Here is a 22,529-nt window from a genome sequence, read left to right on the forward strand (position 1 = left end):
CGTCAGGTGAGCTCTTCGGGCGGCAGCAGCGGGCCGCGGGCCGACGCCCGCAGCGCCTGCTCGACCGAGGAGCGCACGAGCGGGCCGAGCACGCGGCCCGGCGACTCCACCCCGATGCCCTCGAGCAGACCCACCGCCTGGTCGACGATCGCGCGCGAGAAGCCGGTCGCCGTCGCCACCGCCTCGGCGTAGGCCGCGCGGTCGGCCTCGGCGACGAGCACCGGCTCGGCGCCCATCTCGACGACGAGCGCCTGGCCGATCGGCTGCACCGGCGCCGGCGCGGTGACGGCGCACCAGCTCTCGCGCAGCCGCACCAGGTCGATAGAGGTGCCGGTGAAGGACATGGCCGGATGCACGGCCAGCGGGATCGCGCCCGCCGCCATCGCGGGCGCCAGCACCGCGGTGCCGTGCTCCGCGGCGGTGTGCAGCACGATCTGCCCGGGCTGCCAGGTGCCGGTGGCGGCGAGCCCCTCGACGAGGCCCGGCAGCTCGCGCGTGGGCACGGCCAGCAGCACGAGTTCGCTGCGCTCCACGACGCGGGGCACCTCGAGCACGGGGGCGCCGGGCAGCATCGCCTCGGCGCGGTCCCGGCTCGCGTCGCTGACCGCCGAGATGCCGGTGAGCGCGTGACCGGCCGCGGCGAGGGCGGCGCCGAGCACCGGTCCGACGCGGCCCGCGCCGATCACACCGACGCCGAGGCGCCCCGATCGCTGCCCGCTCATCGCGCGCCTCCCATCCGCTCGTCGTCGTCCGCCGCTCGGTCTGCGACGGCGCCGTCCGCATCCGTGCGAGTCGTGGTCGCCCCGCCCGGCGCCGGCCCGCCACGAGGCGCACCGCTGCCGCCGGACCGGACGGGCTCGGCGCCGACGGAGCGCCCCCAGCGCTCGCTCGTGTCGTCGCGCGTCGCCGCCACGGCCGCCGCCGCGTAGCGCGCGAAGTCGGCGTCGAGCTGCGCGCGGTCCACCGCGCCGAGGGTCGGCCGCACGGGGCCGGCGACCGTGTGCAGCTGCAGCACGCCCAGGTCGAGCGCCCGCAGCACGGGGCCCTGGCGCACGGCGACGCTCTGCACCCGGGCGAGCGGCACGATCGTGAGGCTGCGCCACACGGCGCCCTTGCGCAGCAGCGCCGCCGAACCGCCCAGCGCCGCGCCGTTGCGGCGCCAGGAGAACGGCCGCAGCCAGGCCGCACGTCGCGGCGACGAGCTGAAGCCGGGCGCACCGCCGGCTGCCAGCAGGGCGAGCTCGAGCAGGCCCCGACCGCGGTCCGCGGCGCCGGAGCCCGCAGCGCCCTGCCCCAGGCTCCCCTCGAGCCCCGGCAGCAGCAGCGCGAGCACCGCCAGCGCATCCTCCATGGTGCCCACGGGGAGCAGCGTGGTGTTCGCCTGCCCGGCGGCGCCCTGCGCGCTGGAGTGCGAGGCCCGGTTGACCTGCACCTGCCACCAGCCGACCGGGCGCCACAGCAGCGGCTGCGCGATCCGCACCGAGTGCACCCTGCCGGGCGGCAGCGTCTCGCTCGTCGTGGAGGCGAAGCCGTAGCTCACCCGCACGCCGTCGCGGCCGGGCACGATGCGGTACTGCAGCGACCGCAGCAGCTTGCTCGCGGTGACGCCGGCGAAGGCGATGAGCGCCGGCAGCACCGCCACGAGCACGACGTACTCCTGGAACATCGCGATGCCGACGAAGGATGCGGCGCCCGAGACGAGCACGAAGAGCGTGTAGCCGCTGAGCAGGATCGAACCGAGCAGCCGGCTGACCGGGATGCGGACGACGCTCTCGCCCTGGTCGCCGTCCTCGCCCGCGGTGAACTCGTGCACGGCCCGGTCGACGAGCGCGCCGGGTCGCGCCGCCGTGGCCACCGCCGCCGGCCCGGAGCCCGCGCCGGAGGCTCGCCGCAGCACCTCCCCGCGCAGCGCCAGCGCGGGGTCGCGGTGCAGGTACTCGAGGTTGACGTTCGCGTCCTGCCCGGCCTGGTTGATCTCGAGCTTCGAGGCGCCGAACAGCCGCGCGAGCAGCGGCCGGGCCACGTTGATGCTCTGGATGCGGTCGAGCCGCGCCCGCCGGTTGCGCCGGAACACCACGCCCGAGCGCACCTCCACCACGTCGTCGGTGATGCGGAAGCTGTGCATGCGCCACGACAGCCAGTAGCCGAGCACGAGCGCGAGCAGCACGCCGAGCACCGCCAGCAGCCCCCAACCGAGCCAGCCGTGCCGCAGCGCGAAGTCGAGCGGGTCCTCCGGACCGCCCCCGCGCGGCAGGAAGAGCTCCACGAGCCGCTCGCGCAGGTTCGCGAGCACCACGCCGATGATCGCGAGCAGCGCGATGCCGCCCTTCAGCAGCGGGGTGGCCGGATGCAGCCGGTGCCACTCCCCGTCCGCCAGACCGCGCGCGGAGGCCGCGGCGGCCGCGGCGGCCGCCGGCACCTCGACGTCGGGAGCGGATGCAGCCGGTCCCGTCACAGCCCCGCCCGGCGGCTCTCGGCGACCGCGACGAGGTGGTCGCGCAGCTGCTCCGCATCCGCCTCCGGCAGTCCCGGGATCACGACCTGCGTCGCGGCTGCCGCCGTGACCAGGCGCAGCTCGCTGAGGCCGGCCAGGCGCGCGAGCGGGCCGCGGTTGATGTCGACCAGCTGCATCCGCCCGTAGGGCACCGCGGTGAACCTGCGCAGCAGCAGCCCGCGCCGGAAGACGAGGTCGTCCTCGCGCAGCAGGTAACCGATGGCGCGCACGCGGCGCGGGGTGAGCGCGGCGATGACGCCGCAGACGGCGACCACGGCGATGCCCGCGGGCCAGGCGAGCGGCTGCTCGAGCAGATGCAGGGGCACCGTCGCCGCGAGCAGGATCACGAGCAGCACGGCGGTGCCCACGAAGTCGATGGCGAGGTAGCGGTCCGAGACGCGGCGCCACTGCGGGGCAGTGCCGTCGGGGGCCGGGCCGTCGGGGGCCGGGCCGTCGGGGGCGAGGCCCGTGGGCTCGAGGGGTTCGGCCACGGTGCGCTCCTGGGGCTCGGCGGTCAGGACGAGGCGGCCGGCTCCTGCTCCTCGTCGTCGGGCGGCAGCTGGCACATCGCCTCCGCCACGAGGGCGAGTGCGGTGAGCACGAGCGCGCCCGCGATGGTCGCGGCGGTCGGCAGCACCGAGCCTACCCCCGCGGCCACGGGCCGGCTCAGCAGGAAGAGCAGCACGCCGCCGGCCGCGCCGGCGAGCAGCGCACCGGTGATGGCGGACGCCTTCGCCAGCATCACCACGCGGGTCGCGTAGAACGGGTCGATCGGCTCCCTGCGGGTGCCCTTGACGACCCTGCGGATGGGCAGCGCGAGCAGCACGAGCACGACGCCGATCGCGGCGAGCGCCACCGCCAGGGATGCGGGCGGCACGATGACGCTGCGGCCGGCGCCGGCGAGGGCGTCGTCGAGCAGCCATCCGGCCAGCACGCCGACGACGGCGGCGATCAGCAGGGTCGCCGGGCTCGTGCGCCTCACGGCCGCGCTCCCCGCCTCATCCGCTCGCTCGTCAGGCCGTGGCGTCGCCGGGGCGGGCGGCCTCGTCGGGCTCGGGCGCCGGCACCGTGGTGGTCGCGTCGGAGGAGCCCTCGCTCTGCACGCCGCCGTCGGTCGCGCCCGGGTCGACCGGCAGGCCGACGGGCAGCTCCACGGGCGGCAGGTCGCTCACGGGACGTCCCTCGCTCGAGAGCCACTGGGTGCGCTGCGGCAGCTTCTCGACGTCCTTGAACAGCTCGGCGAGCTGGTTGTGGTCGAGGGTCTCCTTCTCGAGGAGGTCCCTGGCCAGAGCGTCGAGGATGCCGCGGTTGGCGTTGAGCACCCGGTAGGCCTCGTCGTGCGCCTGCTCGATGAGCGCGCGCACCTCGACGTCGACCTGGCGGGCGACCTCGTCGGAGTAGTCGCGGCCCGAGCCCATGTCGCGGCCGAGGAAGACCTCGCCGGAGGACTGGCCGAGCTTGACGGCGCCGAGGGATGCGGTCATGCCGTAGTCGGTCACCATCTTGCGCGCGATGCCGGTGGCCTTCTCGATGTCGTTCGAGGCGCCGGTGGTCGGGTCGTGGAAGACGATCTCCTCCGCGACGCGACCGCCCATGGCGTAGGTGAGCTGGTCGAGCAGCTCGTTGCGGGTCACCGAGTACTTGTCCTCGAGCGGCAGCACCATCGTGTAGCCGAGGGCGCGGCCGCGCGGCAGGATCGTCACCTTGGTGACCGGGTCGGTGTTGCGCATCGCCGCGGCGGCGAGGGCGTGGCCGCCCTCGTGGTACGCCGTGATCAGGCGCTCCTTGTCGTTCATCACGCGGGTGCGGCGCTGCGGGCCGGCCATCACGCGGTCCACGGCCTCGTCGAGCGCGCGGTTGTCGATGAGCTGCGCGTTGCTGCGCGCGGTGAGCAGCGCCGCCTCGTTGAGCACGTTCGCCAAGTCGGCGCCGGTGAAGCCGGGGGTCTTGCGGGCGAGCACCTCGAGGTCGACGCCCTCCGCCATGGGCTTGCCGGCCGAGTGCACCTCGAGGATCTTCTTGCGGCCCTCGCTGCCGGGGGCGTCGACGCCGATCTGGCGGTCGAAGCGGCCGGGGCGCAGCAGGGCGGGGTCGAGGATGTCGGGGCGGTTCGTCGCCGCGATGAGGATGACGTTCGTCTTCGGGTCGAAGCCGTCCATCTCGACGAGCAGCTGGTTGAGGGTCTGCTCGCGCTCGTCGTGGCCGCCGCCCATGCCGGCGCCGCGGTGGCGGCCGACGGCGTCGATCTCGTCGACGAAGATGATGGCCGGCGAGTTCGTCTTGGCCTGCTCGAAGAGATCGCGCACGCGGCTGGCGCCGACGCCGACGAACATCTCGACGAAGTCCGATCCGCTGATCGAGAAGAAGGGCACGCCCGCCTCGCCGGCGACGGCGCGCGCGAGCAGCGTCTTGCCGGTGCCGGGAGGGCCGTAGAGCAGCACGCCCTTGGGGATGCGCGCGCCGACGGCCTGGAACTTGGCCGGGTCCTTCAGGAAGTCCTTGATCTCGTGGAGCTCCTCGACCGCCTCCTCCGCGCCGGCGACGTCGGCGAAGGTGACCTGCGGGCTCTCCTTCGAGACCATCTTCGCCTTGGACTTGCCGAACTGCATGATGCGGCTCGAGCCGCCCTGCATGTTCGAGAGCAGGAACCAGAAGATGGCGCCGATGATGAGGAACGGGATGAGGAAGCCGAGCATCGACAGGAACCAGTTGCCCTGGTCGACGACGTCGTCGTAGCCGTCCGAGAGGTTCGCGGTCGAGACCGCGTCGACCACCGCGTCGCCGCGCGGCGTCGCGTAGTAGAACTGCACGTGGTCGCCGTTCTCGCCGGCCTCGGTGAGCACGAGGTCGACCCGCTGCTCGGTGTCGCGGATCGTCGCCGTCTCGACCGTGTCGCCGTCGAGGAGCTCGAGGCCCTGCTCGACGGTGATGCGCTGGTAGCCGCCGCCCCCGAGGATCGAGAACCCCGCAAACACCACGATCGCGGCGATGATGATGTACGGGATCGGTCCGCGGAAGAGCTTCTTGAAATCCATGGGTGACCGGGCAGCCCGGACCTTTCTCGGGAGGGTGTGGCTGTCAGGCTAGCCGACGCCCGCTGGCCGCATCCTCGGTGTTCGCTGGCGGCGGGATACGGGTGCTGCGGTCAGGAGTACACGTGCGGCGCGAGGATGCCGACGCCGCGCAGGTTGCGGTAGCGCTCGGCGTAGTCGAGGCCGTAGCCGACCACGAACTCGTCGGGGATGTCGAAGCCCAGGTAGCGCACGTCGATCTCGATCTTGGCGGCGTCCGGCTTGCGCAGCAGGGCGCAGACCTCGACGGATGCGGCGCCGCGGCTGCGCAGGTTGCCGAGCAGCCACGAGAGGGTCAGCCCCGAGTCGATGATGTCCTCGACGATGAGCACCTTGCGGCCGGTGAGGTCGGCGTCGAGGTCCTTGAGGATGCGCACGACGCCGCTCGACTTCGTGCCGGAGCCGTACGACGAGACCGCCATCCAGTCCTGCGGGGCGTCGAGCTTCAGCTCGCGCGACAGATCCGCCATCACCATGACCGCGCCCTTGAGCACGCCCACCAGCAGGGGCGGCTCATCCGCGTAGTCGGCTTCGATGCGCCGGCAGAGCTCGGCGATCTTCTCGTGGATCTGCTCCTCGGTGAAGAGCACCTGCTTGAGGTCGGATGCGACGTCGTTGAGTTCCATGATCCCTCTCTCGATGCGACTGCGACAGCCTACGGGGCGCTCGCCGCCTCGAGCCGCACGAGCAGTCCATCCCGCCGCACCCGCACGCCCGGCAGGTCGATCGGGCCCTGACCGCGCCAGTCGGTGACGAGGCGCGCCACCTCCAGTGTCTGCAGCCGCGTCGCGGAGAGCCCGAACTCGCTCGCGAGCACGTGGCGGATCACCCGCTGCCGCAGCGCCGCCGGGTTGGCGGCGAGGGCGCGCACCGAGATCGCGATGCCGGCCTCGCTCGGCTCGACGATGTCCTCGATCATCTCGTCGATCATGCCGGCGAAGGCGGTCTCGTCCTCGCGCAGCTGCTCGGCGGTGCGGGCCAGCGCGGCGGCGATGCCGGGGCCGAGCTCGCGCTCGAGCACGGGCAGCACCTCCCGGCGCACGCGCACGCGGGAGTAGGCGGCGTCGGCGTTGTGCGGGTCGTGCCACGGCTCCAGGCCCTCCGCGACGCAGGCGGCGTGCGTGGTCGCGCGCTGCACGGCGAGCAGCGGGCGCACGAGGTCGCCGGCGAACGGCGCCATGCCCGCGAGGCTGCGGCTGCCGCTGCCGCGGGCCAGCCCGAGCAGCACGGTCTCGGCCTGATCGTCGAGGGTGTGACCGAGCAGCACGGGGTCTCCCGAGGCGAGCGCCGCGATGGCGGCGTACCGGGCGTCGCGGGCGGCCGCCTCCGGTCCCCCTCCGACCCGACCTCCACCCGGACCACGGTCACGGGATCCAGGCCCAGCGCGCGAGCCTGGTCGGCGGCGCGCTCGGCGACCGCCTCCGATCCGCTCTGCAGTCCGTGGTCGACGACGATCGCCCCGGCCGCGAACCCGAGCTTCGGCGCCTCGAAGGCGGTCGCGGCGGCGAGGGCGAGCGAGTCTGGGCCGCCGCTGAGGGCGACGTGCACGGCGGTGACGGGGCGTTCATCCGCTTCGTCGTGGTGGTGCCCGCGCACGATGTGCTCGCCGGCGAGCAGCCCCTGCAGCGCGACCCGCACGGCGAGCCGCACCTCGGCGACGGCGGGATGCAGCGGCGGTCGGATCGCGTCGGTCATGCGGGCAACGGTATCGGCGTGCAGTCCCCGCCGCGCAGCCCCGACCCCCATTCCCCCGCACCCAACCCCATCGCCGATTGCCAACCCCATCGCCGATTGCCAACCCCATCGCCGATTGCCAAACGACGGAGATCGGCACCAGATCCCGGGCGGGCATGCCGTGTGCAGCGCAGAACGCAGCCTGGTGGAGTCGAATCTCCGTCGTTCGGCAAACGCGGACAGCGGGAGGGACGCGCGCGGGAGGGCAGAGCAGGCCTGGTGCGGCATGAGCGGGTCGGCGGCATGAGCGGGTCGGCGACATGAGCGGGTCGGCGGCAACGCGATGCGGGCGGGAGGACCGCCGCTGCAGCACGGGCGTCAGGCGCTGAGGTGATCGCCTCGGGCGAGGGCGGCGAGGATCGCCGCCTCGACGAGCTCGAACTCCTCCTCGACCATGCGCGCCGAGAAGCGCAGGGTTCGATAGCCCAGCGCGCTTGCCACCGCGTGACGGCGGCGGTCTCGCTCGAACTCCGCGGGCCCGGAGTGATAGCCCGCGCCATCGACCTCGGCGATCTGCCACCGCCCGAGCACGAAGTCGACGTCCCCGACCCCCGGGATCGACAGCTGCTGGATCAGCCCCACTCCGATGCCGAGCAGCCAGAAGTGCAGCAGCGACTCGGCGCCGCTGCCGCTGAGCCGTCCCGCCTGCTCGAATCGCGGGTCCACCGTCCGAGCGAACAGCGCACGGAGCGACTCCGCCTCGCTCCTCGAGAGCAGCCGCTTCGCCAGGGCGGATTCGAAGGCGGCGAAGAGCTCGCCCGCCGAGAGACGAGCGGCGACGCGTCGCAGCGCGGCTGCCACCGACTCCGCGAACGGCGCCGATCGCAGAATCCGCTCCGCATCCCAGTGGACGATCGCGGCACCCGGTTCCAGGCGGCGTCGAGCATCCGACGGCATGCGCAGCGCGCGACTGTGCGGAGGAACCGCGATCTCGAGCGGATGCACCCGCCGCGGCACCCAGACCCCGTGCGCGATGAGCGCCGACATGCCAGCGAGATGTCCGCCGATCCGGTAGGCGGAGAGCCCGAGCTCGTCCTGACGACCGACGCTGTAGTGCCCTTGCCGGATGCGGATGAGGTCGCCGTCGCGCACAGCGACGGCCAACGCGTACTTCGAGTGCCCCAGTTGCAGCAGGTCGCGAGTGCGCGCAGTGCCGCCGAGCATGACGAGGTCGATGAGCAGTTGCACGCGACGAGCCTGTGCGCCTCACGAGCCACCCGGTCGTCGGCGGCTTGTTCGGTGGGCTGCGCGGCGGAACACCTCCGGTGGAGGAGCGCACGAGCGACGGCCCGGGCCTCGCTCCCCGCTGCCGACTCCCCTCCCGCCGCCAACTCCCGCCGCCAAACGACGGAGCATCGCGCTCTTCGCGCGCCAATTCGCACGAAAGCAGCACGTGACCCTCCCTCATCCGCTTCGATCTCCGTCGTTTGGCGAGAGGCGAGAGGGCAGCACGGCGTGCGGGAAGGAGCAGCTGGCAGGAGGGGGGAGGAAACACGGCAGGAGGGAGGAAGCTTGGCAGGAGGGAGGCGGGAGGGCTGCCGGCGGGAAGGCGGCCGGCAGGAGAACGGCCGGCAGGAGAGCGGCCGGCGGGAGAACGGCCGGCAGGAGAGCGGCCGGCGGGAGGGCGGGGTGGGCCGGGCGCAGGTGCTCTGCGCCTCCGCAGGGCCCGACCGGCGCCGCTCCGGTAGCGTGGGGGGCGTTCTGGCGCCGATCGCGCCGCGTGACCACACCAGCAAGGAGTCGCCAGCCATGGGCGCGTACGACGCAGTCATCGAGATCCCCAAGGGGAGCCGCAACAAGTACGAGGTCGACCACGAGACCGGTCGGGTCTACCTCGACCGCGTGCTCTTCACCGGCTTCGTCTACCCCACCGACTACGGCTTCTTCGAGAACACCCTCGGCCTCGACGGCGACCCCGTCGACGTGCTGGTGCTGCTCGACTACCCGCTGTTCCCGGGCGTGGGCGTGAAGGTGCGCCCCGTCGGCGTCTTCAACATGACCGACGACGGCGGCTCGGACGCGAAGGTCATCGCGGTGCCCGCCAAGGACCCGCGCTGGGCGCACATCCAGGACGTGAACGACATCCCGGAGTACACCCGCAAGGAGATCGAGCACTTCTTCGAGCACTACAAGGACCTCGAGCCCGGCAAGTGGGTCAAGACCGAGGGCTGGGGCGACGCAGCCGAGGCCGAGCAGATCGTGCTCGACGGCATCGAGAAGCTCAAGGCCGAGGGCCACTGATCCGAGCGGATCGAGCGGAGGGGCGGGTGCTGCGGCGCCCGCCCCTCCGTCGTCCCGCCCCATGAACGACGCAGGCCCCCGCTCGTCGAGCGGGGGCCTGCCTCGATGAGGACGAGCGGATGCGATCAGCCGGTCGGGCGTCCCGCCATCGGCAGCAGGTCGCCGTAGCCGTAGATGACCCTGCGCTCCTGGACCGGGCGACCGGCGCTCGGGGCGTCGATCATCATGCCGTTGCCGGTGTAGATCATCACGTGGTACTTCGTGGCGGTCATCGAGCCGCCGTTGGAGTACCAGAGCAGGTCTCCCGGCTGCGCCTGCGAGAGGGGCACGAGCTTGCCCGCCGCCTGCAGCGAGGTGAACTGCGCGTGCGAGGAGTGACGCCCGAAGGTGATGCCGTGCTGGCCGTAGGCCTTCATGATGAGGCCGGAGCAGTCCCAGCGGTCCGGACCGGCACCGCCCATCAGGTACATCTTGCCGATCTGCGAGCGGGCGAACGCCAGCACGCTGTTCACGATGGCCATGTTCGGCGAGCCCACGCCCGAGCCGCTGCTCGGCGGCGGCGTCGGGTTCGAGGGGGCCGGGTTCGAGGGCGCGGGGTTCGAGGGCGCCGGGTTCGACGGGGCGGGGTTCGAGGGCGCCGGGTTCGACGGCGCGGGGTTGCTCGGCGCGGGGTTCGAGGGCGCGGCGCCGGAGCCGCTGCCCGGACGCGGCCGGTTCGCCGCGGCAGCAGCAGCCGCAGCGGCAGCGGCAGCGGCAGCCTGGCGGTCGAGCTCGGCCTGGCGCACGCCGGCGAGGTACTCGGCCTCGACCTCGGCCGTGGTGCCCTTCAGCGCGGCCAGCTGCTCCTGCAGACGACGCTCGTTGGCGGCCTGCTCGTCCACCGCGGCGATGGCGGCGTTCGCGGCGGCCTGGGACGCGTCCGCGGCGGCACGGGCATCGTCGGCGAGACGCTGACGGGCCTTCTCCGCCACCTGCGCCTGCTCGTTCAGCGACGTCGCCGCGGCCTCGTCGCGCAGCGCCTGCTGGCGCACCGCATCCGAGGCGTCCCCGATCTTGCTCAGCTGGCCCAGCTGGTACAGCAGGTCGTCGGCCTGCCCGCCGCTCACGAAGAGCTGCGCGCTGAGGTCGGAGCCGCCGCGACGCTGCAGCGAGTTGACGGCGGCAGCGGCCTCGGCCCGCGAGCGCTCGGCGGTCTCCTCGGCAGCCTCGGCCTGCGAGCGCAGCGACTCGACCTTGGCGGTCGCATCGTCGAGGTCGAAGCCGGCCTGCGTGGCCGTCTCGTCGGCCTTGAGCGACTCGATGCCGGCGGCGTCCGCGGCGTCCTGCAGACCGAAGATGATCGAGGTGATGTTCTCGATCTCGGCGGCCTTGGCGGCCTCGTTCGACCGCGCCGACTCCACGGCGCCCCAGGTGGGGTAGTCGGGTGCGGCGGTAGCCGGAGCGACGGCGCCCACGGTGGCGACGGCGGTCGCAATGGCGAGCGAGGATGCGAGCACTGCGGCGCGTCGGAATCCCAAGAGACGACCTTTCGCGGAGGATGGAGCGGGCGTACTTCGACCTCCGGCTGAAGGTCAACCTCTCCAGTACACGTGACGGGGAGCGGATGCACAAGCCAGCGCCCCCGAAAAGGGGACGTCCATCCGAGCGCGACACGCCGATTTTGCAATCGCGCCGCGAGCCCCTTATGCTCAATCGTCGGCAGGTCGACGTGCTGCTTACGGCCCCATCGTTTAGTGGCCTAGGACACCGCCCTTTCACGGCGGCAGCACGGGTTCGAATCCCGTTGGGGTCACGGACTTGACGACTTCACAATTCAATACGCATGGCCCTGTAGCGCAGACTGGTTAGCGCGCCGCCCTGTCACGGCGGAGGTCGCGGGTTCAAGTCCCGTCAGGGTCGCCGAGTGCGAAGCCCTTCCGCACGATACGGAAGGGCTTCGCTCTTAGAGGCGGCAACGTCTCGAACGGCTCTGTAGCTCAGTTGGTAGAGCGCACGACTGAAAATCGTGAGGTCACGGGATCGACGCCCGTCGGAGCCACGTAGCGGAGATTACACCGCTGCTGAACCCTCGCAAGGCTTCTACTTGCGGGGGTTCCTTCCGTTTAACCTCGCTGTATGACCCACGCGCTGCACATCACCGACGACCCGGCCGCGGACGAGCTGCTCAGCAGCGATCCGCTCGCGCTGCTGGTGGGCATGCTGCTCGATCAGCAGGTGGCGATGGAGACGGCCTTCGCCGGTCCGCTCAAGATCCGCGAGCGGCTCGGCGCCTTCGATGCGGCGACGATCGCCGCGCACGACGAGGACGCCTTCGTCGAGCTGTGCCGCGCCTCCCCCGCCGTGCACCGCTACCCGGGGTCGATGGCGGGGCGCATCCAGACGCTCAGCCGCGCCATCCTCGACGACTGGCACGGCGACGCCGCCGCGATCTGGACCGACGGCGACCCCGACGGCGCCGAGGTGCTGCGCCGACTGAAGGCGCTGCCCGGCTTCGGGGAGCAGAAGGCGCGCATCTTCCTGGCGCTGCTCGGCAAGCAGCGCGGCCTGACGGCGAGCGGATGGCGCGAGGCCGCGGGCGCGTACGGCGAGGAGGGCTCCTTCCGCTCCGTCGCCGACATCACCAGCCCGGAGTCGCTGGCGAAGGTGCGCGCGACCAAGCAGGCCGCGAAGGCCGCGGCGAAGCAGAAGGGCTGACGCCCCTCCCATCCACTGCAGGTTAGGCTCACCTGAGTACGCCGCTCCGCGGACGCCCCACCGGAAGGCCTGACGTTGCCCAGCCCCGCACGCGCCCCTCGTCCGCAGATCGTCCTCGAGGTGCTGGAGCGCATCCAGGTGTCGCCGCACCTCGTGCGCATCGTCGCCGGCGGCCCGAACATCACCGAGGTCGCGCAGGGCGACGCGACGGACGCCTACACGAAGATGGCCTTCGCTCCGGCCGGCAGCGCGCTGGTGCCGCCCTACGATATGACCGAGCTGCGCGCGCGGCTGCCGATCGAGGACCTGCCCTCGATCCGCACCTACACGATCCGCCGCTTCGACCTGGAGCACGGGCGCATCGAGATCGACTTCGTCGTGCACGGCGACGCCGGCGTCGCGGGCCCCTGGGCCGACCGCGCGGAGCCGGGCGACCCGGTCGTGCTGCTCGGCATCGGCGGCGGCTACGCGCCGGACCCCGAGGCCGATTGGCACCTGCTCGCCGGTGACGACTCCGCGATCCCCGCGATCGCCGCGGCGCTGGAGGCGATGCCCGCCGACGCCGTCGGCACGGCGCTCATCGAGGTCGACGGCGAGGCGGACCATCTGCCGCTCACGGCTCCGACCGGCATCGACATCGTGTGGCTGCACCGCGACGGCGCCGAGCCGGGCACCACGACGCTGCTGGTCGACGCGGTGCGGGCGCTCGAGTGGCGCGAGGGCGCCGTGCAGGTCTTCGCGCACGGCGAGCGCGGCGCCATGCAGCAGCTGCGCCCGTACTTCACGGGCGAGCGCGGGCTCGACCGCGCGCAGCTGTCGCTCTCCGCCTACTGGGCGCACGGGCGCGTCGAGGACGTGTTCCAGGCCGAGAAGCGCGAGCCGATCGGTCAGATCTGACCCCAACGTTCGAGAGCGGATGCGCGTCGTACAGGGTGAGAGGAGCTCCACCATGAGGATGCGCATCACCGTGATCAGCGCCATCGGACTGCTCGCGCTGAGCGGATGCGCATCCGGCGTGGGCGATCGCGGTCCTGCGCCGTCGGGCGAGCCGTACGAGGCGTCCGTGATGGTGATCGACGACGGGGCCGGCGCGAACGCCTGCACCGTGATCATGGAGTCGTTCCCGCCGCAGTGCGGCGATCCGCTGCCGATCCGCGGCTGGGACTGGTCGCAGGTGGAGGGCTGGCAGCAGTCGGGCGACGTGCGGTGGGGCGACTACCGCCTCACCGGCGTCATCGTCGACGGCGAGCTCGCGATCACGACGGCGCCCGTTCCGCGCACCCCCGAGACGACCCCGCTCCCCCGCGACTCCGGCGAGATCCTCCAGCCCGGCCACGGCACCGGCCCGCAGACCGGGCGCTGAGCGGATGCGGGACCGCCCGCATCCGCTCGTCGCCGATCAGGAGAGGAAGCGGATGGCCGCCTCGCGGAAGTCGCGCGAGGTCGGCGCGTTGAAGTGGTTGCGACCCGGGATCTCGAAGAACTCGGCCCGCGGTGCGGCCGCGGCGAGGCGCTGCGAGGCCTCGAGGATGCCGTCCTCGGACCCCGTCGCCAGCAGCAGCGGGATGCTCGGCGCGTTCTGCGCGGTCGGCTGCGGACCGGGGCGCATGCCCTCGACGAGGTCGACGAGCGCGAGCAGGTCGTTGCCGGGGGTCTGGCCGGCCATCTGCACGTAGGCGGCGGTGATGCGGTCGTCGATCGGCGCGCCCGTCGCGGCGTGCTCGCGGGCGAGATCGATGCGGAAGCGGGTGAGCGGGGTGCCGTCGGGGATGCCGCCGAGCACGGCGCGCGGGAAGCGCTCGGGCTGCAGGTGCGTCGCGTGCCAGCCGACGCGGCCGCCCAGCGAGTAGCCGGCGTAGGCGACCTCGTCGAGCAGGTAGGTGTCGCAGACGGCGAAGAGGTCGGCGGCCAGCAGGTCCATCGAGTACGACTCGGGGTGGTGCGGCTTGTCGCTCGCGCCGTGGCCGCGCAGGTCGACGGCGACGACCCGGCGGCCGGCTCGCTCGAGGTCGCGGATCCAGCCGGTGAGGTTCCAGTTGGCGTGGGCGCTCGACGCGAAGCCGTGCACCAACAGCACGGGATCGGCGAGCGGGTCGCCGAAGGCGTAGGTGGCGATCCGCAGACCGTCGGGCGACATGACGAAGCGGGGTTCGGGCGGCTCGGGCATCAGCACGCTCCCATCCCACCACGACGTAGGCTGCGCGCATGACCGATCGCATCACCATGTACGGCGCCGAATGGTGCTCCGACTGCCGCCGCTCGAAGAAGCTGCTCGACGGGCTCTCCGTCGACTACGACTACGTCGACCTCGAGGCCGTGCCGGAGGCCGCGGAGGTCGCGAAGGGCATCAGCGGGCGGACGAACATCCCGGTCGTCGCGTTCCCCGACGGCAGCCACGTCGTGGAGCCGAGCGACGCCGAGCTCACGGCCAAGCTGGAAGCCGTCGGCGCCGTCTGATCACCGGGCAGGTCGACCGCTGCTCAGCGCAGCACGTCGGCGAGCACGGTCGCGGCGGCCTCGTAGCCCGCGGGGCTCAGGTGCAGCCCGTCGACCGTGTACTCCGCCCGCAGCCCGTCGGGGCCGCGCAGCGCACTGTTCACGTCGATGTACTCGACGCCGGCGAGGCCCGCCAGCGCCCGCAGCGCGGCGTTGATGTCGTCGAGCGCGTCGTTGGTGCGCAGCCCGACCGACGAGCGCGCCAGCGCGGCGGGATCGCCGTCGTAGACCGGGTAGACCGACTGCAGCAGGATGTGCGCCTGCGGCTCGTTCGCCTGCACGAGGCGCACGATGCGCGCGGTGTTCTCCACCGCCTGCTCGACGGTGCCGCCGTGGCCGAGGTCGTTCGTGCCGATCATGAGCACGACGATGCCGGGGTCGAGGTCGTAGACGCTCTCCTGCATCCGCTCGAGCACCTGCGCGGACGTGTCGCCGGGGATGCCCCGGTTGATCGTGCGCTGCTCTGGGAACGCGGTGAGCAGCGGGAAGCCCGCCGTGATCGAGTCGCCGACGAATGCGATGGCGCCCGGCTCGATGTCCGGGTTCTCGATGCGCCAGAGGTCGATGCGGTGCTCGCGGGTGAGCTGCACCGGCTTGGTGAACAGCGTCGACTCGGTGGTGCCCGCGAGCAGCGCCGGGGCGAGCGCTGCGGCGAGCAGCGCGGCGGCGATCGGCAGGGCGGGGCGGCGGATGCGCACGGTTCGGCTCCGAGGGATGGCGGGGCTGACGGGTGGGGTGTGCTCGCCGTGGCCGCGGTGCGGAGTCCCCCGGGAGCGAGACGAGCGTACGTCGAGATCACGGCTTCGGCAACGGATGTCCTCCGCTGGTATGACACGCGCCGCCACCCTGCGACCCCGCTCCCTGCGGGCCTCCCGCTGGCTGGACACCGCGCGTGCTCTCACCTTCCGCAGATCGGGGCCCTTCTGCCGCTTCGGGCGCCCGGCAACGGCAGGAACTCGCCGATCCGAGTCGGCGCCTCGGCCCGGGCGACGTCGGGCAAGGCCGCGCCCGTGGGCGACGATCGCGGCGCCGGCTCGGAGATCCTCTGGCGCGTTCCGCAGATCGGCGCAGTTCTGCCGCTTCGACTGGCTGGAAGCGGCAGGAACCGGCCGATCTGCACGGAGTCGGGCATCTCGGGGGCGGAGGCGCTGCGCGTGGCAGCAGGCAGGAGGACGCGGTGCCGGATGCGAACCCCTCGACGAGCGGATGCAGCTGAGTGCGATCCGCGCATCCGCGCTCCCGATGCTCTGCGATGCGTAGCTTCGCTGGCATGAGCGACCCGAGCAGCGAGGACCAGCAGCCCCGGCCCGAGGACGTCGCGGACCCCGCGGAGGACCGCGAGCCGCAGGAGGAGGAGCACGAGCGCGCCGAGACCGTCGACGGCGCCCTGAGCCCGGGCACGACGGCGACCGACAGCCCCACCGAGCGCGGCGAGTGACCGCGGCGGGGCTGGGGCCGGCTACGCCGTGATGCTGACCACGCCGAGCCCGAGGGCTCCGAAGAGCGCGCCCCAGAGCACCACGGCGACGACCTGCCACACGACGACGCGGCGGCGGTCGAGGCCGGCCGAGACCATGATGAAGGCGGTCAGCGAGATGGCGAGCAGCGACGGCGCGAGGACGCTCGCGACCGGTACGCCCCAGCGGTCGACGCGGGCGAGCACCTTCTGCTGACGGGCGCTCGGCGGCTCGGCGCGGTTGCGCTCGCGGCGTCGGGCGAGCTTGCCGCCGAGCACCACCGCGACGGCGAGCGCCACGAGGTTGCCGGCGATCGCGGCGCCCGCGGCGACGCCGACGTGCAGTCCGGTGATCGTGCCGAGGAACGTGCCGAGGTAGCTCTCGAGGAACGGCACGATGCCGACGGCGAAGATGATGAGCACCTGCAGCGCGGCGGGCACCCCGTCGAAGAGGTCGGTGAGGAAGGCGAAGGCGTCCATGCCTCCACCCTGGCCGAGCGGATGAGGCCGCGTCAGGCCCGCAGCGCACCGATGCGGATGACAGATGTCACGAACTGCGCCGGAGCACCTCGATGACCTCGCCGGCCTCGTCGAGCAGGTGGATGCGGTCGCCGTCGACGATGGCGGTGTCGGTGCCTGCGAGGAGAGGCTGATCGCCGGGGCAGGCCACGAAGGTGGAGCTCGATCCGCCGACCTCGACCGCCGCAGAGGCGTCGTCCTGGCTCCAGCGCCCGCCGCCCCCGTTGCAGCCGTCGTGGCTGAGGACGGTGCCGTCCTCCAGGAACTCGATGTGCGGTTCGTCGTCGTCCGTGCTCCCCCAGCGGCCGGTCGGCTCGCCGGAGGACGCCTCGGGAGCGGCCCCGGCGCATCCGCTCAGCAGCACCGCCGCGAGAGGCAGGACGATGAGCAGGGCTGGGCGACGGCGCATGCCCCCGCGCGTCCCATGGGAGATGCACCGGTGCCAGCATCGGCGCGCTTCAGCGCCGCTTCAGGGCCGCGCCGCCAGACTGCGGGCATGCGCATCCTGGTGGTCGACGACGAAGTGCGCCTCGCCGACGGCGTGCGCCGCGGTCTCGAGGCGGAGGGCTTCGCCGTCGACGTGGCGAACGACGGCGTCGACGGGCTCTGGCGCGCCCGCGAGCACCGCTACGACGCCATCGTGCTCGACCTGATGATGCCGGGCATGAGCGGATGGAAGGTCGTCGAGGCACTCCGCGCCGAGGAGAACTGGACGCCGGTGCTCATGCTCACCGCGAAGGACGGCGACTGGGACCAGGTGGAGGCCTTCGAGAGCGGCGCCGACGACTTCGTGACCAAGCCCTTCTCCTTCGCCGTGCTCGTCGCCCGGCTGCGCGCCCTCATCCGCCGCGGCGCCGTCGCCCGGCCGACCGTGCTCGAGGCCGGCGACCTGCGGGTCGACCCGGCCGCGCGCCGCGCTTGGCGCGGCGAGGTCGAGGTGGAGCTCACCAGCCGCGAGTTCGCGGTGCTGGAGCACCTCATCCGCCACCGCGGCCAGGTGCTCTCCAAGCGCGAGGTGATCGCCGGGGTGTGGGACGACGACTTCGAGGGCGACCCCAACATCGTCGAGGTCTACGTGGGGCACCTGCGCCGCAAGCTCGACCGGCCGTTCGGCCGGAGCGCCATCGAGACCGTGCGCGGCGCGGGCTACCGGCTGGCGGCCGACGGTGGTTGAGCCCTCGGTGGACGGCGCAGGAGCGGATGCGGTGGGCGCGCGCCGCCGGATGCGCCCCCGATCCGTGCGCGCCCGCGCCACGCTCGGCGCGGTGGCGGTCGTGCTCGCCGCGCTGGTCGCGGGCGCCGCGATCTTCGCCGCCTCGCTCGGCGCGAGCCTCGAGGCCTCGGTGGCCCGCAGCGGCGAGCTGCGCGCCGAGGAGCTGGCGACCCGCGTCGAGGCGGAGGGCCCCGCGGTGCTGGGTCAGCTCGAGGACGAGATCGCGCAGCTCGTCGACGAGGAGTCCGGCAGCGTGCTCGCCGCGACGGAGGACGCCGAGGGGCTCGACCTGCCCGCCGTGGACGATCCGGTGCGCACCCGGCTCGACGGCGATCCCGTGCTCGTCGTCGCCGAGGACGCCGGCGAGGACCGCGTGCTGCTGCTCGCGACACCGCTCGAGGACGAGCAGGAGGCCGTCGCGACGGTCGTCGGCATGCTCGCCGTCGCCGTGCCGCTGCTCGCCGCGGTGGTCGGCGCGACCACCTGGCTCGTCGTGGGGCGGGCGCTGCGGCCGGTGGACCGCATCCGCTCGGAGGTCGATGCGATCACCGGCGACCGGCTGGACCGCCGCGTTCCGGTGCCCGCCAGCGGCGACGAGATCGCCGCGCTCGCGACCACGATGAACCGCATGCTCGATCGGCTCGACGACGCCGCGCGCGCTCAGCGCCGCTTCGTCTCGGACGCCTCGCACGAGCTGCGCTCGCCGCTCGCCACGATCCGCCAGCACGCCGAGCTGGCGGCCGCGCACCCCGCGACGACGAGCACCGAGGAGCTCGCCCAGATCGTGCACGAGGAGGGCCTGCGGCTGCAGGGGCTCGTCGATGCGCTGCTCACGCTCGCGCGGCTCGACGAGGGCGCGCCGATCGCGGCGCACCCCGTCGACCTCGACGACCTCGCGCTCGCCGAGGCGGCCCGGCTGCGCGGCCTGGGCGTCCGTGTCGACGCCTCCGGCATCGGCCCGGCCAGGGTCGACGGCGACGAGCGGATGCTCGGCCAGGTGCTGCGCAACCTCGCCGAGAACGCGCGCCGTCACGCGGCGGGCGGCGTCGCCATCGCCGTCTCCGAGCGGGACGGATGGGCGCTCGTCACGGTCGATGACGACGGCGCCGGCGTGCCGGAGGCGGAGCGCGAGCGCGTCTTCGAGCGCTTCGTGCGCCTCGACGAGGCGCGCGCCCGCGAGGCCGGTGGCAGCGGACTCGGTCTGGCCATCGTCCGCGGCATCGTCCAGGCGCACGGCGGCTCCATCGCGGTCGACGCCTCCCCGCGCGGCGGGGCGCGATTCAGCGTGCGGCTGCCGAGCGCCGGCTGAGCGGCCCGTGCGGACGGCGCTGCGCGGGCCGCAGCCGCCGCGCACGCCTCGTCCTGGGAGACGGGCACCGGTGGTGCCTGCCCTGGCGGTGCCTGGTCCGGTCGCACGACCGTCCGTAGCGTCGAGGGGATGAACCCGCTCCGCCGCCGCCAGCTGCTCGCCCTCCTGCACCGTGGCCTCGGGGCCAGCGCCTCGCCGGACGTCGCCCTGCGCGCCGCGCTGGACCACGAGCGCCGCTGGGAGACCGCCGTCGCCGAGTCGGCCGAGCGGACCGAGCGGGTCGAGGACTGACCCCGACCCGCTCGGGTCACTGCGCTGCGGTCTCCTGCGCGGCGGCGTCCTGGACGCCCGGGAGCACCTCGCGCAGCAGGTCGTCGAGCGTGACGACGCCGAGCAGGCGGTCGCCCTCGACGACGGTCGCCAGCTGCTCGCGGGCCCGTCGCATCCGCGCGAGCGCGTCGTAGGCCGTCGTCTCCGGGCCCAGCGAGAACGCGTCGCGGGCGATGCCGGCGACCGGTGCATCCGCTGCGGCCGTCAGGGAGTCGCGCACGTGCGCGACGCGCGAGCCCGCACCCGAGCCCACGAGGATGCGCAGGTGGCTCGACGAGGCGGCGACCGCCTGCAGCTCGGCCACCGTCGCCGTCGCCGCGACCGCGGTGGGCGTGCGGTCGGCCCGCACGATGTCGCCGACGGTGAGCGAGCCGAGCGCGATGGCCCGGTTGATCGGCTCGGAGTACTGGGCCTCGAGCGTGCCCGCGGCCTTCGAGTGCGCCACCAGCTCGCGGATCGTGTCGATGTCCTGCCCGCCCGCGGCCGCCTTCTCCACCGGCTCGACGCCGGAGGCCTTGACGAGACGGTTCGCGATGCGGTTGATCCAGAGCAGGAAGGGTCGCAGCGGCCAGGTGAGGGCCCGCGCAGTGATGCCCGTGGCCTTCGCCGCGGTCTCCGGGTGCGCGATCGCCCACGACTTCGGGGCCATCTCGCCGATGACGAGGTGCAGGAAGGTCACCACGATGAGCGCGATCGCGAAGGCGATGACGTCGGCCAGCACGTAGGGCATGCCCCACTGCTCGAAGAGCGGCGAGAGGGCGTAGTCGATCGCCGGCTTCGTGATGGCGCCGAGCAGGAAGGTGCAGGCCGTGATGCCCAGCTGGGCGAAGGCGAGCATGACCGTGAGCTCGTTGACGCCGCGCAGGGCGGCGCGGGCGGACGCGCTCGTGGCGGCCTCCTCCTCGAGCCGGTGCCGGCGCGCGGCGAGCAGTGCGAACTCGACGATGACGAAGAAGGCGCTGGCGACGATGAGCGCCGTCGTGATCAGCGCGACCATCCATCCGCTCATCGGGCGGCCTCCTGGTTCTCGACGGCGACCGCGTCGACGGCGTCGCCGCCCTCGGTCGCGTCCAGGTCGATCTCGTGCACGGTCACGGCGAGGCGCGAGGGCACGTGGCGGGCGACCTCGACGACCTCGACGTCGAGCCAGCGCTGCATGCGGATGCCCTGCACCGCCTCCGCCGGCTTCTCCGGCAGATCGATGCGCACGACCGCGCCCTCGGCGGGCAGGTCACCGTGGGCGCTGATGATGAGACCGGCGATGGTCTCGGCGTCGTCGCGCGGCAGGTCGTGGCCGATGAGGCGCTCGACCTCGTCGAGGTGGACCTCGCCGGGCAGCGTCCAGCGGTCGTCGCCGTCGGCGACGATCGCGTCGACCTCGGTGTCGTGCTCGTCCTCGATCTCGCCGATGACCTCCTCCGTCAGGTCCTCGATCGTGAGGATGCCGTCGAAGTTGCCGTACTCGTCGACGACGCAGGCCAGCTCGTTGCGGGTGCCGCGCATCCGGTCGAGCGCCGCGGGCAGGGGCATGGTCGTCGGCAGCACGACCGCCTCGCGCATGACGGCGGAGACGGGGGTCTCGTCGGGGTGCCGCTGGCGCAGCAGGTCGATGAGCTCGACGACGCCCACCGGGTCGTCCTCGTCGCCGATGACCGGGTAGCGCGTGTGGCCGGTGGCCATGAGCGCGCGCACCTCGCCGACCGTGGTGTCGGGGGCGATGGAGTCGATGCGCGAGCGCGGCACCATGGCGTGCTCGACGTCGCGGTCGGGGAAGTCGAGGATGCGGTCGATGATCATCGACAGGTCGTCGGGCAGGTCGCCGCTCGCGCGGGACTCCTCGACGATCGCCTCGAGGTCGCGCGCCGTGGCGCTCTCGTCGACGTCCTCGAGCGGCTCGATGCGCAGCAGGCGCAGCAGCGCGTTGGCCGCGAGGTCGAACACCGAGATCAGCCAGCCGAAGGCCAGCAGGTAGATGCGCGTCGGCACGGCGAGCGCACGGGCCAGCGGCTCCGGGCTCGCGATGGCGAGGTTCTTCGGGTACAGCTCGCCGAAGATCATCGTCACGATCGTGGCGAGCAGCAGCGCGCCGGTCGTGCCGATGAGCACCGAGACGCCGGTGGGGATGCCCACCCCGCCGAGCAGCGTGCCGATCGACTCGCCGATCAGCGGCTCGGCCACGTAGCCGATGAGCAGGCCCGTCACGGTGATGCCGAGCTGCGCTCCGGAGAGCATGAAGGACGTGCGCTTCGTGATCGCCAGCACGCGCTTCGCGCCGGCGTCGCCCTTCTCGGCCAGCGCGGTCATCCGCGACCGGTCCACGGACATGTAGGCGAACTCCTGGGCCACGAAGAAGCCGCAGGCGGCGATGATCGCCAGGGTCACCAGGATGCCGACCAGCAGCGTCAGCACTGCCTCCAGCATTCGAACTCACCCCCTCGTCGAGTCGCGAGGGGGTACGAAGATCGACCCTCCGGATCAGAAGGGGCGCAGCGGTCGCTCACGGGGGATGCTCTCTCGTGGGTGAAGGTCAGGTGGGATCACTGTAGAGCAAGCGCCGCCGCGAAGCTGTGGGGGTGCCGCGCGCTACGGTGGCGGGATGGACGCTGATCACCCCGAGGTCGCCGCCGACCATCTGCGCGCGGAGCTCGTGCCGAAGCCGTTCAGCGGCCTGCGCATGGCCATCGACACGGCGCTCGGCGGCCTCAGCATCGCGGTCTACGACCTCGTCGTCACCCGCCTCGACACGGGCGCCGAGGTGATCCGCACGGCCGCCGACGCCGGCGACCCCCACCACCTGCTCGGGCAGGTCGAGCTCGACCTGGAGCGCAAGAGCGTGGCCGAGTTCCTGGAGGAGTGGCGGCCGGCCTGAGTCAGCGGGTGGGCGGCGCGGGTCAGCGGGCGGGCGGCGCCGCGAGCACGGCGTAGGCGTCGACGAGCTGTGCGGCAGCGGGGCTGGGCAGGCTGTTCTCAGC

At 73.1% G+C, this 22,529-nt stretch carries 24 protein-coding genes, 3 tRNA genes and 1 pseudogene; 13 read left to right on the plus strand and 15 right to left on the minus strand.

Translation table 11 applies throughout. The annotated features are described in order from the left end of the window. Nucleotides 1–2: 2 nt before the first annotated feature. The 8 genes and pseudogenes from QQK26_RS09275 to QQK26_RS09315 form a co-directional block, all read right to left on the minus strand. Nucleotides 3–722: a Rossmann-like and DUF2520 domain-containing protein gene (locus QQK26_RS09275; RefSeq protein WP_284231967.1), complete on the minus strand. Its 720-nt coding sequence runs from the start codon at nt 720–722 to the stop codon at nt 3–5. Then, nucleotides 719–2,455 (minus strand): PH domain-containing protein, encoded by a 1,737-nt coding sequence (locus QQK26_RS09280; RefSeq protein ID WP_284231969.1) that lies wholly within the window; start codon nt 2,453–2,455, stop codon nt 719–721. Before QQK26_RS09280 ends, QQK26_RS09275 begins: the two co-directional genes overlap by 4 nt. Further along, the gene (locus tag QQK26_RS09285; protein WP_284231971.1) at nt 2,452–2,985 is read right to left on the minus strand and encodes a PH domain-containing protein; all 534 of its coding nucleotides are present in this window, start codon (nt 2,983–2,985) and stop codon (nt 2,452–2,454) included. Before QQK26_RS09285 ends, QQK26_RS09280 begins: the two co-directional genes overlap by 4 nt. Before the next feature lie 23 nt (nt 2,986–3,008). Further along, the gene (locus QQK26_RS09290; RefSeq protein ID WP_284231973.1) at nt 3,009–3,476 is read right to left on the minus strand and encodes a DUF3180 domain-containing protein; all 468 of its coding nucleotides are present in this window, start codon (nt 3,474–3,476) and stop codon (nt 3,009–3,011) included. Between the two features lie 31 nt (nt 3,477–3,507). Then, a complete protein-coding gene (gene ftsH / locus QQK26_RS09295) occupies nt 3,508–5,529 on the minus strand; it encodes an ATP-dependent zinc metalloprotease FtsH (RefSeq protein WP_284231978.1) in 2,022 nt (673 codons plus the stop codon). Nucleotides 5,530–5,639: 110 nt separating this feature from the next. Continuing rightward, complete coding sequence (gene hpt / locus QQK26_RS09300) at nt 5,640–6,191, minus strand: hypoxanthine phosphoribosyltransferase (protein WP_284231980.1); 552 nt, start codon at nt 6,189–6,191, stop codon at nt 5,640–5,642. 29 nt (nt 6,192–6,220) lie between these two features. Next, nucleotides 6,221–7,260, minus strand: a pseudogene (gene tilS, locus QQK26_RS09305) (tRNA lysidine(34) synthetase TilS). Between the two features lie 357 nt (nt 7,261–7,617). Further along, the gene (locus QQK26_RS09315; protein WP_284231982.1) at nt 7,618–8,487 is read right to left on the minus strand and encodes a type IV toxin-antitoxin system AbiEi family antitoxin domain-containing protein; all 870 of its coding nucleotides are present in this window, start codon (nt 8,485–8,487) and stop codon (nt 7,618–7,620) included. Between the two features lie 561 nt (nt 8,488–9,048). Here QQK26_RS09315 and ppa point away from each other — a divergent pair. Next, entirely contained in the window at nt 9,049–9,540 is a 492-nt protein-coding gene (ppa, locus tag QQK26_RS09320; protein WP_284231984.1) for an inorganic diphosphatase, read from the plus strand. Nucleotides 9,541–9,665: 125 nt separating this feature from the next. Here ppa and QQK26_RS09325 read toward each other — a convergent pair whose 3' ends face one another. Further along, nucleotides 9,666–11,057, minus strand: coding sequence for a C40 family peptidase (locus QQK26_RS09325; RefSeq protein ID WP_284231986.1), 1,392 nt, complete (start codon nt 11,055–11,057; stop codon nt 9,666–9,668). Between the two features lie 202 nt (nt 11,058–11,259). Between QQK26_RS09325 and QQK26_RS09330 the strand changes: the two genes are divergently transcribed. The 6 genes from QQK26_RS09330 to QQK26_RS09355 all read left to right on the plus strand — a co-directional run bounded on the left by QQK26_RS09330 (nt 11,260) and on the right by QQK26_RS09355 (nt 13,597). Continuing rightward, nucleotides 11,260–11,332 (plus strand) — tRNA-Glu (locus QQK26_RS09330). 32 nt (nt 11,333–11,364) lie between these two features. Beyond that, nucleotides 11,365–11,439 (plus strand) — tRNA-Asp (locus QQK26_RS09335). A 66-nt stretch (nt 11,440–11,505) separates the two neighbouring features. Continuing rightward, a tRNA-Phe gene (locus QQK26_RS09340) sits at nt 11,506–11,578 on the plus strand. A gap of 77 nt (nt 11,579–11,655) precedes the next feature. Beyond that, the gene (locus tag QQK26_RS09345) at nt 11,656–12,234 is read left to right on the plus strand and encodes an HhH-GPD-type base excision DNA repair protein (protein ID WP_284231988.1); all 579 of its coding nucleotides are present in this window, start codon (nt 11,656–11,658) and stop codon (nt 12,232–12,234) included. A gap of 120 nt (nt 12,235–12,354) precedes the next feature. Further along, nucleotides 12,355–13,131: a siderophore-interacting protein gene (locus QQK26_RS09350; RefSeq protein WP_284231990.1), complete on the plus strand. Its 777-nt coding sequence runs from the start codon at nt 12,355–12,357 to the stop codon at nt 13,129–13,131. A gap of 52 nt (nt 13,132–13,183) precedes the next feature. Continuing rightward, nucleotides 13,184–13,597: a hypothetical protein gene (locus tag QQK26_RS09355; RefSeq protein ID WP_284231992.1), complete on the plus strand. Its 414-nt coding sequence runs from the start codon at nt 13,184–13,186 to the stop codon at nt 13,595–13,597. A 36-nt stretch (nt 13,598–13,633) separates the two neighbouring features. Here the strand turns inward: QQK26_RS09355 and QQK26_RS09360 are convergent, their stop codons facing one another. Further along, a complete protein-coding gene (locus QQK26_RS09360) occupies nt 13,634–14,401 on the minus strand; it encodes an alpha/beta fold hydrolase (protein WP_284231994.1) in 768 nt (255 codons plus the stop codon). Between the two features lie 38 nt (nt 14,402–14,439). Between QQK26_RS09360 and QQK26_RS09365 the strand changes: the two genes are divergently transcribed. After that, on the plus strand, nt 14,440–14,691 hold the full coding sequence (locus QQK26_RS09365) for a glutaredoxin family protein (RefSeq protein ID WP_284231997.1): 252 nt from the start codon (nt 14,440–14,442) through the stop codon (nt 14,689–14,691). A 23-nt stretch (nt 14,692–14,714) separates the two neighbouring features. Here QQK26_RS09365 and QQK26_RS09370 read toward each other — a convergent pair whose 3' ends face one another. Beyond that, nucleotides 14,715–15,428, minus strand: a complete 714-nt coding sequence (locus QQK26_RS09370; RefSeq protein WP_284231999.1) for a GDSL-type esterase/lipase family protein — start codon at nt 15,426–15,428, stop codon at nt 14,715–14,717. Between the two features lie 572 nt (nt 15,429–16,000). Between QQK26_RS09370 and QQK26_RS09375 the strand changes: the two genes are divergently transcribed. Continuing rightward, the gene (locus QQK26_RS09375; protein WP_284232001.1) at nt 16,001–16,168 is read left to right on the plus strand and encodes a hypothetical protein; all 168 of its coding nucleotides are present in this window, start codon (nt 16,001–16,003) and stop codon (nt 16,166–16,168) included. 21 nt (nt 16,169–16,189) lie between these two features. Here QQK26_RS09375 and QQK26_RS09380 read toward each other — a convergent pair whose 3' ends face one another. Together QQK26_RS09380 and QQK26_RS09385 are read right to left on the minus strand one after the other, a co-directional pair. Continuing rightward, nucleotides 16,190–16,666, minus strand: a complete 477-nt coding sequence (locus QQK26_RS09380; protein ID WP_284232004.1) for a hypothetical protein — start codon at nt 16,664–16,666, stop codon at nt 16,190–16,192. Between the two features lie 67 nt (nt 16,667–16,733). Further along, nucleotides 16,734–17,114, minus strand: a complete 381-nt coding sequence (locus QQK26_RS09385; protein WP_284232006.1) for an META domain-containing protein — start codon at nt 17,112–17,114, stop codon at nt 16,734–16,736. An 87-nt stretch (nt 17,115–17,201) separates the two neighbouring features. On the opposite strand from QQK26_RS09385, the gene QQK26_RS09390 reads away from it, so the two are divergent. From QQK26_RS09390 to QQK26_RS09400, 3 genes are all read left to right on the plus strand, one after another. After that, nucleotides 17,202–17,879 (plus strand): response regulator transcription factor, encoded by a 678-nt coding sequence (locus tag QQK26_RS09390; RefSeq protein ID WP_284232008.1) that lies wholly within the window; start codon nt 17,202–17,204, stop codon nt 17,877–17,879. Beyond that, nucleotides 17,872–19,227: a sensor histidine kinase gene (locus tag QQK26_RS09395; RefSeq protein ID WP_284232016.1), complete on the plus strand. Its 1,356-nt coding sequence runs from the start codon at nt 17,872–17,874 to the stop codon at nt 19,225–19,227. Before QQK26_RS09390 ends, QQK26_RS09395 begins: the two co-directional genes overlap by 8 nt. A gap of 129 nt (nt 19,228–19,356) precedes the next feature. Continuing rightward, nucleotides 19,357–19,518, plus strand: coding sequence for a hypothetical protein (locus QQK26_RS09400; RefSeq protein WP_284232018.1), 162 nt, complete (start codon nt 19,357–19,359; stop codon nt 19,516–19,518). A 16-nt stretch (nt 19,519–19,534) separates the two neighbouring features. Here QQK26_RS09400 and QQK26_RS09405 read toward each other — a convergent pair whose 3' ends face one another. Both QQK26_RS09405 and QQK26_RS09410 read right to left on the minus strand, forming a co-directional pair. Further along, complete coding sequence (locus tag QQK26_RS09405) at nt 19,535–20,566, minus strand: CNNM domain-containing protein (protein WP_284232028.1); 1,032 nt, start codon at nt 20,564–20,566, stop codon at nt 19,535–19,537. After that, nucleotides 20,563–21,978 (minus strand): hemolysin family protein, encoded by a 1,416-nt coding sequence (locus QQK26_RS09410; protein WP_284232030.1) that lies wholly within the window; start codon nt 21,976–21,978, stop codon nt 20,563–20,565. The genes QQK26_RS09405 and QQK26_RS09410 overlap by 4 nt, the downstream gene beginning before the upstream one ends. A gap of 175 nt (nt 21,979–22,153) precedes the next feature. On the opposite strand from QQK26_RS09410, the gene QQK26_RS09415 reads away from it, so the two are divergent. After that, nucleotides 22,154–22,426 carry a hypothetical protein gene (locus tag QQK26_RS09415; RefSeq protein ID WP_284232032.1) on the plus strand — a complete coding sequence of 91 codons (273 nt, stop codon included), beginning with the start codon at nt 22,154–22,156 and terminating at the stop codon, nt 22,424–22,426. Nucleotides 22,427–22,529: the final 103 nt, after the last annotated feature.

Source organism: Arenivirga flava (genome assembly GCF_030161575.1).
Taxonomy (GTDB): Bacteria; Actinomycetota; Actinomycetes; order Actinomycetales; family Microbacteriaceae; genus Arenivirga; species Arenivirga flava.